Raw genomic sequence first — 13,126 nt, forward strand, 5'->3', positions numbered from 1 at the left:
CTTTTTAGTTATTCGATTACTCTGCATATAGCTCCAAATGCGACATAACATATTCAGGCTTCTCTAATTTGTAGTTGATTTTTTCATTTTCTTTTACAAGACGTATTCCTTCAAGTAGGACTTTGTCGTTTAGCGACAAACCGTTTTTGATGATGAAAAGATGCGGCAATTCGGCTCCAATTTCAATCTCTCTTGATCGCAATACATTGTTTTTATCCACTACATACACATACTTTTTGTCAAGTACTTCAAAAGTTGCCTTTTGAGGAATCAGGATAGCATTTTTAAGCGGCATTCCCATTTTGATATTACCGGTTTCACCGTGTCGTAACAGTCCTTTAGGGTTAGGAAAAGTTGCTCTGAACGCAATATTTCCGGTTTCATTATTGAATTCTCCTTCAATAGTTTCCACCACACCGGAATAGTCAAACAATTTATTGTTTGCCATTAACAGGTTTACTTTTGGCGCATTATCGCTTTTTACCTTGGCTTTATAATCCAGATATTCTGCTTCCGGTACATTATAGTACACCCACATCTTACTGTTATCAGACAGGTTTGTCAACAAATCGCCTTCTTCAACAAGACTTCCCGGTCTTACGTGAAAACGGTCGATGATCCCGTCAAACGGTGCTCTGATTTCGGTAAATCCAAGATGAACCTGAGTTAACGCTAATTCGGCTTTCGCTTTATCAAATTTGGCTTTAGCCATAGCCAGCTCATTCGGAGCAACTACATTTTTATCGGCAAGTCGTTTGGTGTTTTTATATTCAATTTCAGCAAAGCTGGCTTCAGCCGCAGCTTTCTGCGTTTCTGCCTGATACAGTTTAGGCATGATCTGGAATAACAGCTGGCCTTTTTTAACAAACTGTCCTTCGTCTACATAAATTTTTTCCAGATAACCTCTTTCCTGAGCTCTCAGCTCAATATGACGAATGGAATGAATCTGACTGACATAGTCTTTTGTAATCAGGGTATCCTTTTGGATGGGATTCGTAACTAAAAATTTTACTTGTTCTTCTTTTTCTTGTTCTTTTTTTGACGTACAGGCAATTGTGCACATCAAGGCACACAACCCCGAGAGCATGAGGATTCTCTTCATAGTAATTTTGCTTTTAAGCAGTATGGTTTTTATTGATTTTTTTTAGACAGGTCACAGCAAACACGGCCAGCATTCCTATTGGCATTAACACCAAAGAATGACGGATCGGGCAGTGACAAACTGAAACGGAAATAAAGGGCAATATAGAATTGCCTGTAGTGTATTAAATCAAATCCTGATTACCCGAAATACAATGTACTTCTTACAAGAGGGCAGAAAAGAAAAATGCTTATCCAGAAAAGATAAGCGTTTGTTTATATCGCGGGAACCGATTTCCGGTACCTGAATACATAAAAGGCTGGTAAAGAGTGCACCTGAAGCGATTATTTTTTTTGAGGCAGCTAACTCATTTTCTTCATTCTCATTATCGTTGTGGTCATGATGAGAATAGGTTTTATTGTTTAGTTTCTCAAAATAGCACAAAGCATAATTGGTCACATCACTTTGTGAACCGGATATGCCTGCTGCCTGAAACTGCTCAATATTTTTTACAGTCGTATAGTTAATATACTCCCCCTGACCAGCTAGGGCAAAGGATTGCACATATCCGCTCAACAGGAAAATTAACAGCGATGTAAAAATGCTAACTTTTAACTTCATAATACGGCACCAAAATTATACAAAGTTCTTACACCGGCAAGCACTATTCACTTTAATAATTTGTTAAAATTTTGATGTAACCGTCAAAAAGTAACAAATGCCGTCAAAACGCACTATTACTAAAAAAAGCCCCGTAAAAAGCCTGTTTTACACCTACTCCGCAGGAAAAAATATAGCCGCCGGGATATTTACAATCAGAGGTCTGTTGCCTGTTCGTATTGATATCCCAATCTGGCAAATTCTTTTTCGAGTTTTATTCTGAGCGCCAGCGGATGTATAAAAAACACATATTCATCACATTGGGTGTTCACAAACCCCAGCTGGAGATTATAAAAATGGAGTGCCTTGTCAAAGTCTATAAAAACGGTTCCATAGCTGATGGCCGCTTCCTCCGGATAATCTGATGCAGAAGGCAGGATAACATCGATATCGAAATTTGTTTTCAGACTGTGTTTTATAGCCCATTCCAAATCCCCTATTTCCTGCTTCCAGTCCATACGCCACAAGAACGGGATGTTATGTTCTTCACAGAGGTAAATGATTTCATACAGCGGGTCATCTTTGTCCTTTTGCTGATTGGTCATAAGGTGGTGCAGCAAGGCGATATACTCCGGTCCCAGACACATCGGCATGGCTCCCAGTAACGAACAGATCTTTCCGCAGGCGATATCTTCCTGTTCCTGCAGATATTGTTTGTTCATCTCAAAAATGACCCGCTCGAGTATTTCAAAATAGCGGATGGCCTTTTTGTACTTTTCCCGCTCTAAAATCAGCACCTCATAAGCTTCCGCGTCATATCCATTCTGATCCTGGGTGAATAAAACAGGAGCCAGACGGCCGTCTATCGTTTCTATTAAATCAAAATGGTAAAAGTCAAAGCTTCCATCCTGTGTTTCTTTGATGATCCCTATCCTCGGGCACGCACCCGGTTCTGCATCCTGCTGCCGGAACTGCCATTGAAAATCACGAAACCAGATTCTGCTGTCTTCTTCAACCGAATAATAGTTACTGTATTTTTCCCTGATTAACGGCAGGTTTAATATGGATTCCAGAATCTCCCGGCTAACTTTTTTGTCAAACTGTTTCCGGTACCAGACCATTTCAGAATAGTGCTCCAACAGTTTTTTCCAACGATCTTTCAGAAAAAGCCGGTAGGTTAACGGAGCGTTATTATTGAGTAACAGCCAGTCTCCGTCCGGAAACTGACGGAATGCCATGGCAAGTTTATAGTGCTTTTTACCCATGATTCTTTCCCAGAGTCCACCCTTATGGTTGCTGAAATATACCATGCAGGCATGTTCCTGTTTGTATTGTACATACACACAGTATGAAAACGGCTGCCCGATCTCTACCAATACCCTGTAAAAAGAATCGCCTTCCCAATATTCCAGAACTTGCTCCTGCCCTTTTTGCGGCGCAAATCCCATCAACACATTGCTATCGCCAAAACGCTGCAGGTTTTTCGCACTGATCGCATCATCCGTAAAGAAAAACGGAATGGCTGTCTCTTTGGATTCCTTTTCGATCTTTTCCCGGATTAGCGGTTTTCCGGATTCCAGCGCTTCGAATATTTTACAATAATTAAGACGGTCCTTCCAGGAATACAGATCGTCGATTACCTCGATTTCTTCGGCTACAAACTCCGGAAGAAATGTGCTCTGAATGGGTTCGGGGTTCTCAAAATCGTCAGTATCGGCTATTTCATCCCACAGCAGGCATTCGGTGGTGATATGTTCCCCGCTGGTGAATCGTTCAAAATCTACCCCATAATCGGTAATCATCAATACCTTTGCACGGATTGCTCCTTCAACATTCAGGTTTCCGTGGTTATAGTCGCCCCAGAACAATTCTTTACAGGTCATGTGTCCGACTACATAGATTTCCTGACCGCCAACAACGATATTATCGGCTATCAGGTTTCCTAAAACGACCAGACCGGTAGCACCGTCCGTTTCCCGGTTACAGATATTATGCCCCCTGCAATTACCGGTGACCAATATAAAGCCTATAAAGACATCCGGGGCATTTCCCCCGATAAGGCACTTTAGCGGATCATCCAGATCCAGCAGCGCTTCCAGATCAAGATCCCCTTCACAATAAAAAACATATTCTTCTGCAATTTCGGATTCACTTCCATTGAAAGGCGCATACATGGATTTTTCCGGTATCAGGTGTCTGATTTCATCATATTTTACGATGCTGCAATTCTTGTGTTCCATCTCTTATGTTTGTTTTTATTCTATATGAGAAATGGGGGCAGGTTATCTGTAAAAACTGAATTGACAGGGAGGTATTCAATCAGGCTTACTGAAAAGTAATTTTTTATCGTCCGTTACGATCATAGAAAATCAGCGGTGAATTTCAACCAGCAGTACCTAGGCATCCGATACCGCTTTTATAAAAGACACCAATATGGCGGCCGCTATCCAGCAGTAGCCGGTTTCCCGGCCATACAACAAACAGAGGCCGCCAATCAGATAGGGCAAAACGGCAATTTGATTAAAAAGGATATTGATGGTATAAAACCGTTGGAATTTATTCTTTTTCAGGTGATAGATCCGGCTATCCATAATGGTCATCACGGTCCATACGACACCTCCGAAAACCGTTTGCTCATAGCCGCAACAGGCATTCGTGTGTCCGGGTATCAATAAAAGCATGGAATCCGTCAGGATAGCGAGAAGTAAAAATATCGCCACCATTGCCCTTTCCGGTAAGGCCGGCAGGGATAAAATTTTGGCAAGGCTGATCGATACCCCTACAAAGATTAATCCGGTCAAAGCAGCTGAAGCACCCACTGCGGCTATGTAGAAATCATTCCATTCGCTAATCATCTTTTACTATTTTCACATTATATGGCGCTATATCGAAGTATTCCGGATTTTTCTGAAAAGTGAATGGTAATCCATCCCAGCTGCTGCAACCGGATATGCCGTACTAAAAAGAACAGCATTATGTATAAGACATCTTTTTCTGTTATTATATTCTACCGATGATCCAGTATTGTGTCCCGTCAAACTGTACGACAAGTCCTTTCATCGATACATTTATAAAAATACTGGTAGGTCCCGCCTGGTTATCGATCAGTACCGTTGGGGCTGACAGGTAAACGTTATTGGCCGTCGCATCCGTTTTTTTTACGGTAAATTTTTTGCCGGTTCTGGGAGAAACCGGTAAAAAAACGGTCACTGCTCCGGAAGCAGCATTGATCAGTATGGTTTCATCCGATTCCAGTGCGGTATAACTGGTTACCGGTGCCTGGCTGGTCATGGCATTGAATGCCGGAATGATATCGCCCTGACTGTTCGTTCCCAAGAGGCCCATACTGGGTAAATTGGTGATACGCACACCGGAAGTACCGCCCGCAATACTTTTTACTTCCAGTGTATTTGCCGGAGTTGTTGTATTGATTCCGATATTCGCATAACCACCGGCATTCACATTGGTTCCGTAAATAGTATTACCGATATTCAACTGATTGTTGCCGGTAGTAACCACAGCTTTCGTCAGGTTACCGATAAAAATATTGCCGGCACCGGATAGCAGATTATCGCCGGCACTGATACCGACAGCAACATTATTACTACTGTTTGCCGCCGGATTTCCTGCCAGATTCTCCAGCGCTTTTGCTCCGATAGCTGTATTATTATCACCTCTCACGTTCTTATTCAATGAAGAAGTTCCAATAGCCACATTATTTGCACCATAACTATTATTGTAGCCGGAATATACTCCTATTCCGGTATTATAATTCCCCGTAGTATTATAATATAAAGCATCATGCCCTATAGCAGTATTCATACGTCCTGAAGTATTATTTACCAGCCCGCTATTTCCTACTGCGGTATTACTGTCGCCAGAAGTGTCATTAGCTAAAGTATTATTTCCGATAGCTATATTATAGGCCGCTGTAGTAATTGTATTTAATGTAAAATAGCCTATTGCTGTATTCTCACTTCCGGTAGTAACCGATTTCAGGGAATTACTTCCTATAGCCGTATTTCCAACTCCTGTAGCTGCGAAAGGCAGACTTGCGCTACCTAAAACGGTGCGGGTTGCACCCAATATTCCGGCAACAGCATTGTTACGTTTCCATACCAGATCCGTATTATCTGTGGTTCCGATAAAATGGGTTCCGGCAGTCGTGCCGCTATTGCCTGTTGTATTCCAGGTATAAGCCGAACCGCCGTCCATTGTTGTCCAATTCGTGCCGTTCCAGTAGTAATATCCGGGCATAACGGTATTGGGTGCCGTACCGGCTGTAGCGGTATTGTAAATCAGTAAACCTGTTGCCGGAGCCGTGATGGTCGCAGCATCTGTAGTACCGGTCAAAGCTATCCTTGGAATCAGCAAGCCTTTACTGGAACTGCTGACATCCAAAACAGCTGACGGATCCGGAGCCGCTATCCCGATACCCACCTGGCAATAAACCGTATAGTTTAGCAGCATGGCTGCTATTATTAAATATTTTCTCATACCCTAATTTCAATTTGTTTATGATCGCGTAAGTCATCATTTTTAGCTTTATTCCAAAAGCGGTAAAATCCAACCATTAAAACCGGAACAAAACCAAAAGAGCATTGTCCTGCCTCCGGAAGGATCCTTACATCCTGTTTACAATCCAGTATTTACTAATGCCGTCAAACTGTACCACTATACCTGCCATGGAGGTGCCTATCGTGATGCTTGCCTGGTTATCTATCGTTGCTCCTCCTGCTGCTGCTATTACCATATTGCTTGACGTGGCATCTATCTTTTTAATAATAAACCTTTTACCGGATACCGCTCCTGTTGGTAGCACCACTGCCGCCGGTGCGGCAACATTCATCAGAATGGTTTCATCCGCCTGCTGCACTTCATAATAGCTAACCGTAACGGTTTTAATGGCACTAAAAGTCTCTATTATATCCCCCTGACTGTTTGTTCCCAACATACCGGCATTCGGAAAATTCGTTAACCGAAAACCGGAAGTATTGGCAGCACTGCTTCTTACTTCCAAAGCATTACCGGGATTTGCAGTGTTAATCCCGATATTCGCATAACCACCGTTATTGACATTGGTTCCGTAAATATTACTGCCAATATTCAATATATTACTGCCAATACCGCCCGGAGCCGCAGACATCACATTCGCTCCGATTAAAATATTATTGCTGCCCATAAACAAATCCATCCCCACATTAGTACCAATAGCAACATTGTTATGGCTGTTTGTTCCTGCCGGATCCTGCAGGCTAAAGAGTGCGCCGGATCCTATCGCTACATTATTGTTTCCTGCGCTACTATTATACAATGACTGATAGCCTACCGCAGCATTATAAGTTCCTGTGATATTACTAAAACCGGCATTACCTCCCATTGCGGTATTATAAGCCGCTGTTGTATTGTGATTCAAAGCCTGAAACCCTAAGGCTGTACCCATACGCCCGGTCGTATTGTCCACCATAGCCATATTACCTACAGCAGTATTGGAGTCCCCACTGGTTGTATTATATAAAGCGGTATTTCCGATTGCGGTATTATAAGGCGCTGTGTTCTTGCTCAGTGTGTTATACCCTATAGCTGTATTCCCTCCTCCGGTAGTAACCGCTGTAAGCGCATTGCTTCCTATTGCGGTATTTCCGGTTCCGGTTGCCGCTAACGGTAAACTGCTGTTCCCGAAAGCGGTATTGGTTGAACCGATAAATCCGGAAACAATGTTGTTTCGTTTTAGTACCACATCTGTATTATCTGTTGTTCCTATAAAGTTGGTTCCTGCCGTTGTACTGCTGTTACCGGTTGTATTCCAGCTATTCGCAGCGGTCGCGCCATTGTCTAATGTTGCCCATTTTGTACCGTTCCAATAGTAATATCCGGGTACAACGGTATTGGGTGCCGTACCGGCTGTAGCGGTATTGTAGATCAGTAATCCTGTTGCCGGTGCCGCAATGGTTGTGACATCCGTACTGCCTGTCAGGGCTATTCTCGGAGCCAGAAACCCTTTGTCGGAACTGCTTACATCCAAAGCTGAAGAGGCTTCCGGTGTGGTCGTTCCGATCCCGATCTGGCTATTGGCAGTATACCCCAACAGTATAACCGCCATCATAATGTACTTTTTCATATAAATGTTTTTCATTTTGTTTTTTATCTGCTCGATATTGTCTTTAGCAGTTTGGTATACTGCTATTTGTTTCTTTATTCTTAAAATCTCTGGTGATTCAAATGCTGTTTTAGTTTTTATCTTTTACGGAATCCGGTGTCGCAGTTCCGGTAGCTGCCTGACTAAGTCCATAAAACCAGCATACCGTAAAGATTTAGTAATCGTGCTTTTTTTCATATCCAATCCTTATTATTTAAAGTAGTCCGCCTGTATTCTTTTATCAATATCATTGTCAAAATGAGCTATTTCCAAACTGTCTAACTGTGTTTTACAATAGAGTTATCACATAACTTTTTTACTATTTACGATCAAAGGTAAAACCACCTAAAAAAACCAGCCGACAAAAAGGTCAATACTTTGGATGACAAATAGTAAAATCACTTTAAAACATCACTAAACAACTATTAATCAAGACTATAATCTTAAAACAAGCCTAAAAAACCCTGTTTTTTATCCGAAACAACAATGCACAACAAGCCAAGCACTCGGAAATACGCAAAATAATATTCCGGATGCTACACTACTAACCATCAAGGATTTACCTCCTGACTTTCAACTATTTTTTCTAATGGAATTTTGCCACGAAAGGATCTCTTTTTTACATCACAAAACCTGTTATTTGTAAGGAAAGAAAAGAAAAGCCGCACTCAAACAGGCATTTAACCAATGTTTTTAAATTTCCCAATTTCAACCTTAAAAACACCAGACTTTTCTTCACTTCCTCTTCCCAACTAATAATGACAGTTATTGGCTTATAAAAAATATAATCGTGACTTGAACTTTCTTTTAAAATACAGTAAAGAAGAAGAGCCAAACAACGACTGTTTATTTAACCCATTTTCTGAATAAAGCCCCCCTTCTTCAAAAAATTTTCAGGACTCTCCTTTTTACTATATAACCAAATAATGAGAATAACCCTTTCTTATAATCATTATTTATATTGATCCCGGTAAGCTAACCGGTTTACTCTTTTTACTTGTTAGTTGGATGTTGTTTTCACTTTTTTCAGGAACAAAATTTCTTGCTAATGAAGATTTTATTACCTGTAAATACGTAATAAAACATAAAGGTATTTACTTACAATACCGTTCAGTATAAATACGTAAAGAGCTTATTTCTTTAACAAAACTATAGCCTTTAAAAAGAAACTACCTGCAAAATCATAAACACTTCAAGTGACAAATTGTAAAATATTTTCAAATAAGTAAAAAAATAATTTTAACTACTTTAAAAACAGTTGCTTACAAACATTATTTTTTAACAAAAAATTTACATTTTGTCTCAAAAAAATTTATATTTACGTAATATTCTGATCTGTTCATGAAGATTTTTGATGTCATATTGCTCTCAGTTCCTATTTTTTCTTCACTGACCTGTGGTGCCATTTTTTTTGTCTCCTATCAGGATAAGCTTACCCCGGTTGAAAACACCATTAAAAAGCTGTTGGTTTGCTATTTTCTGATGATGATTTTCTTATGGTTTAAGTTTGAGATCTATGTATCGCTACAGCAAACACTCCGGTATATCATCCCTTTGTATTGCCTTGTTTTACAAACCATCAATGTTGTTTTTTATAATTTTATTTATGCCTTAACGCCTTTGGGCAAACGGAAAACCATTCCTCTTTTTCATTACCTGATTCCCTGTATTCTCTTTGTGATAGTGTCTGTTATCACCTTTGCTCACTATATCCATGATCCGGAATCGTTTATACCCCGAAAAGATGCTTTTATATTCCTGCGTCCGTATATCGTTATTTCCACCATTGTCTATATGATAATCTATATCGGCTTGTGTGTAAAACGGGTTTATCAATACCGCCAAAGCATTATCCTGCAATACGGGAAAGAGAAATGGGAATCCATGCACTGGCTGTCCTTAGTAATTGGTTTGAGAGTCCTGTTTTTCGTTGTTTTTATTATAGACCTTGTTTTTCATATCAGGAATTTCGCGTTACTCATTTCATTTATTTCGACGCCGTTACAGCACATACTTATAGTTTATAATATTATCCAGCGCAATTACCTGCTGTATACCCCGAAGCAAACCCAGACCATACTGGTTACTTCCGGCAATGTACTGCAAATCAAAAAGAGGAAACGAAAACGGGATATTTCCGAAAAAGAAGCCATGGCTTTAGGAGAGCGGCTGATTGTGCAATCTGAATTTGAAAAGTACTTTAAAGAAAACAAGCCGTACCTGGATCCTCAGTTTAAAATCACGGATTTAATCTTTCCATTCCATGTAAACCGGACCTATCTCTCCACTTTTATTAATAAAACCTATGGCATGAATTTTAGCAATTATGTCAATAACTGGCGGTTAATGGAAGTCAAACGGCTTGCCCGGCTGCCTCAAAATAAAGACAGGGATATTGCAGAACTGGTCGCAGAAGCCGGTTTTGGAAGTTTCCGAAATTACCTGAGGGTGAAAAAAGCGGAAGATTCCGATAATAATCCTGTAAACGACCAATACTAATTTTTAAAAGATGGATTTAAAGAATACCATACTGATCATGTCTTTTTCGGCACCTGTCTTTTCAGCGTTGTTCTGTATTGTACTGCTATTGTTTAAATTAAACAAAACCAATACCGCTCAACTGAGAAGGCTCATCCGGCTGCTGGTATTTTTCTATACCCTGTTAGGACTGTTCTTTATTATTATGGCTTTATACTATTTTAACAGAATGGCTTATCTGTATATGGTTTCGATTGATTTCCTGTCCAGTTTGCTGCTTCCTGTAATGCTATACCATATTATTTTTAAGCTCACCCGAGTACGGAAACAGGAGCCTTTCCCGATACTGCACTATGTTTTTCCCATTATCCTGTATATCGTACACACCTTGTGGCTCACCTTTATCCCGCTGGATGTAAAGCTGTTACTGGTAGAAAAAAGGGTTTTCTTTGTTGAAGAATACGAATGGTTTTCGGCTTTTGACAGTTTTCGTTTTTTTATCCGGGCAGTGATCGGGATTTTTTACCTGTTGTTATCGGTTAAAAGAACCCGGAAATACCAGGAGAACATCATTAATTACTCTGCCGATATCGGGCAGACTTCCCTGCGATGGGTCTATCAGATATTCCTGTGTATCATTATCCTGTTACCGGTTCCGCTATTGTATTATTTCTCTAAAAGCGGTAGTACAACAGAGTATTTGCTGATTATCCTGCCTAATTTTTTTACCATATTTTTAAATGTGGTTATGTGCTACAATATCTTTACCAATAATTTTATACTGCTCACAGAAAATATTGTGGTCAAGCAATTTAAAGCGAAAGATAAAGACAAGGACAATAGCAAAACCAATATCGACCGGCAGCATTTTGAAAAATATATTCATGAAAAGAAACCCTATCTGGAACCTAAGCTGAAAATTACGGATCTGACACTGGAACTGGGTACCAACCGCAGCTATCTTTCTGCCTTTATCAATACCAATTACAACATGAATTTTAGTGCTTATATTAACAAATGCCGTATAGCGGAACTGGAAATCATGCGGGAAGACCCCGCCTATGCCGACCTTCCGGAAATCGAACTGATCTACCTGTCCGGATTTAGTAATTACCGTGGCTATAAAAGAACAAAAGAACTTTTTGAAACGGTTTCTTAGAGAATCGTTTTAGTAGTAATCAAAAAGGTATTTTCATTACGGCTGTTTTATCAAAACATATTCACCGTAAGGAACCCGCATTTCATCCGGAGCATTATCTGGCGGCATAAATGAAGTACCGTTTTTAAAGATTTTTGCAATTATCTTTTCTGTACCATTTTCATTTTTATATCGTAATACAATTGCATTTATCAAATAAGTTCGTTCAGGATCTTTAATCGCTAATTTAATTCTTCGTTCATCCAAACCACAATCATCGCATTTAGGATAAGTAGTTCCGTATATTATTAAACTTCCTGAAATATTGTAATCTCCTGCTGTAGCCTGTGCCTGTCCTAATTGATTTAAAGTGTTAATTTTCTCAGTCCCATTTTCAATATAACGATATTCTCCTATTAAAATATCCTTATAATAGTTTTTTGTAGAATAATAGTAATTCAGTTTTGTTTTTAGAACAATTATTAATGATGTAGTTCCTTGTTGAAACTTCCACGTTCCTACATATTTACCAAAATCATTATCAACATCCTTATTATAGGTTCCGCTTTTAAATGCTAAAGCATTGGGTTCTCCTAAAGGCACTATTGTTTGTGCTTTACAAGAAATAAGCACTAATAGCACTATTATTATTAATAAATTTCTCATAGTCTTTTTTAATTACAGTTAATCAATATTATATCATTATTGATACTATTATCTAAATCATTTTTCAAAACCAATTTAGCCCATTCTGTCAAACCCTCATCTGTTTTATATAAAGATATATTTAAATTATTTTCTTTTAGAAACTTTAGAAATACTTCTTGATAATCTTTGGTAGTAATAATTTCTCCCTTTTGTTCTCTTCTTTCCAAGTCCCTATACTTATTTTCCATATTTTCTTGAAAACCAATTCTATCATCTGGATTCGAATATATAGAATTTAATTTATTTAAACTTTCAACATCATCAGCACTAATGGCATATACTCCAATTTCGGATACTAAAATATGTACCGGAATAGTAGGATCCGGCACCCCGTTATTTCCTGAATAATTATGACGGGTATAAAAACCGCTTAGTATCGCTACATCTGCGTGTGAGAACATCGGAAAATGTGAAAACAAATGACAATGAATCCCTCCAAAAAGCATGGCAGACTGAGAGTAGTTTACATAACTCTCTCCTGTACTCTGATAAGGCACTTCGGTTGCTATTAGTTTATTTTGCGGGTTTAGCGCCAGGTTATAGCCTTTTTCTTTAGTGCCGCCAAAAACCTGTTCACTATTCAGAGCACGAATAGCATTTTTTACGGCTGCACTTTTTAAAAGCTCTTTTAATTTATCGCAATGTACTGCCGGTTCCGATGGTTCCAATACCGGCACCGTTGTAAAATCAGGACAACGCGGACAAGGATTCGGCGGTGTCAGCCCATCATCGTTACCGGGTTCGCCATCACCGCCACCACCTCCGGTACCGCCCATACCGTCTCCACCGGAGTATTGTCCGGCGCCGGCACCAAAACTGCCGCCTCCGGCTACCATATCGCAGGTCGTGGTGGTTACCTCAAACAAATGGTTCGGGTTGTTGCAATACTGAGTCGCCACATGCGGTGTGGTCGATCCGCTTCCCGACCAGGACTGGTCACACATCATCACCGTTGCCGTAACACAGACTATTTTTTTCCCTG

Annotated in this window: 10 protein-coding genes; 2 read left to right on the plus strand and 8 right to left on the minus strand. The window is 39.8% G+C overall.

Going from position 1 to position 13,126, the window contains the following annotated elements:
• Positions 1–16: 16 nt before the first annotated feature.
• From BGO42_RS17825 to BGO42_RS17850, 6 genes are all read right to left on the minus strand, one after another.
• The gene (locus tag BGO42_RS17825; RefSeq protein ID WP_177735248.1) at positions 17–1,102 is read right to left on the minus strand and encodes an efflux RND transporter periplasmic adaptor subunit; all 1,086 of its coding nucleotides are present in this window, start codon (positions 1,100–1,102) and stop codon (positions 17–19) included.
• Between the two features lie 168 nt (positions 1,103–1,270).
• Positions 1,271–1,702: a hypothetical protein gene (locus tag BGO42_RS17830; RefSeq protein ID WP_273247129.1), complete on the minus strand. Its 432-nt coding sequence runs from the start codon at positions 1,700–1,702 to the stop codon at positions 1,271–1,273.
• 194 nt (positions 1,703–1,896) lie between these two features.
• Entirely contained in the window at positions 1,897–3,921 is a 2,025-nt protein-coding gene (locus BGO42_RS17835) for a DUF6630 family protein (RefSeq protein WP_273247128.1), read from the minus strand.
• A gap of 156 nt (positions 3,922–4,077) precedes the next feature.
• The gene (locus BGO42_RS17840; RefSeq protein WP_273247127.1) at positions 4,078–4,536 is read right to left on the minus strand and encodes a hypothetical protein; all 459 of its coding nucleotides are present in this window, start codon (positions 4,534–4,536) and stop codon (positions 4,078–4,080) included.
• Between the two features lie 145 nt (positions 4,537–4,681).
• Positions 4,682–6,178: a phage tail-like protein gene (locus tag BGO42_RS17845; protein ID WP_273247126.1), complete on the minus strand. Its 1,497-nt coding sequence runs from the start codon at positions 6,176–6,178 to the stop codon at positions 4,682–4,684.
• Between the two features lie 127 nt (positions 6,179–6,305).
• On the minus strand, positions 6,306–7,802 hold the full coding sequence (locus BGO42_RS17850) for a phage tail-like protein (RefSeq protein ID WP_273247125.1): 1,497 nt from the start codon (positions 7,800–7,802) through the stop codon (positions 6,306–6,308).
• A gap of 1,359 nt (positions 7,803–9,161) precedes the next feature.
• Between BGO42_RS17850 and BGO42_RS17855 the strand changes: the two genes are divergently transcribed.
• Both BGO42_RS17855 and BGO42_RS17860 read left to right on the plus strand, forming a co-directional pair.
• The gene (locus BGO42_RS17855) at positions 9,162–10,319 is read left to right on the plus strand and encodes an AraC family transcriptional regulator (RefSeq protein WP_273247124.1); all 1,158 of its coding nucleotides are present in this window, start codon (positions 9,162–9,164) and stop codon (positions 10,317–10,319) included.
• A gap of 10 nt (positions 10,320–10,329) precedes the next feature.
• Positions 10,330–11,457, plus strand: coding sequence for an AraC family transcriptional regulator (locus BGO42_RS17860; protein ID WP_177735260.1), 1,128 nt, complete (start codon positions 10,330–10,332; stop codon positions 11,455–11,457).
• A 36-nt stretch (positions 11,458–11,493) separates the two neighbouring features.
• Here the strand turns inward: BGO42_RS17860 and BGO42_RS17865 are convergent, their stop codons facing one another.
• Positions 11,494–12,102: a DUF6705 family protein gene (locus BGO42_RS17865; RefSeq protein ID WP_273247123.1), complete on the minus strand. Its 609-nt coding sequence runs from the start codon at positions 12,100–12,102 to the stop codon at positions 11,494–11,496.
• Between the two features lie 8 nt (positions 12,103–12,110).
• Positions 12,111–13,126: hypothetical protein (locus tag BGO42_RS17870; RefSeq protein ID WP_286749616.1), on the minus strand; the 1,016-nt coding region annotated here is incomplete at its 5' end.

It is taken from the genome of Flavobacterium sp. 40-81 (assembly GCF_001898245.1).
GTDB classification, from domain to species: Bacteria; Bacteroidota; Bacteroidia; order Flavobacteriales; family Flavobacteriaceae; genus Flavobacterium; species Flavobacterium inviolabile.

What these genes read in the sequence shown, in the direction of transcription:
- BGO42_RS17840 (WP_273247127.1), bottom strand. Translation starts at nt 4,536, where the DNA reads ATGATTAGCGAATGGAATGATTTCTACATAGCCGCAGTGGGTGCTTCA.
- BGO42_RS17860 (WP_177735260.1), top strand. Translation starts at nt 10,330, where the DNA reads ATGGATTTAAAGAATACCATACTGATCATGTCTTTTTCGGCACCTGTC.
- BGO42_RS17865 (WP_273247123.1), bottom strand. Translation starts at nt 12,102, where the DNA reads ATGAGAAATTTATTAATAATAATAGTGCTATTAGTGCTTATTTCTTGT.
- BGO42_RS17830 (WP_273247129.1), bottom strand. Translation starts at nt 1,702, where the DNA reads ATGAAGTTAAAAGTTAGCATTTTTACATCGCTGTTAATTTTCCTGTTG.
- BGO42_RS17855 (WP_273247124.1), top strand. Translation starts at nt 9,162, where the DNA reads ATGAAGATTTTTGATGTCATATTGCTCTCAGTTCCTATTTTTTCTTCA.
- BGO42_RS17845 (WP_273247126.1), bottom strand. Translation starts at nt 6,178, where the DNA reads ATGAGAAAATATTTAATAATAGCAGCCATGCTGCTAAACTATACGGTT.
- BGO42_RS17850 (WP_273247125.1), bottom strand. Translation starts at nt 7,802, where the DNA reads ATGAAAAAGTACATTATGATGGCGGTTATACTGTTGGGGTATACTGCC.
- BGO42_RS17825 (WP_177735248.1), bottom strand. Translation starts at nt 1,102, where the DNA reads ATGAAGAGAATCCTCATGCTCTCGGGGTTGTGTGCCTTGATGTGCACA.
- BGO42_RS17835 (WP_273247128.1), bottom strand. Translation starts at nt 3,921, where the DNA reads ATGGAACACAAGAATTGCAGCATCGTAAAATATGATGAAATCAGACAC.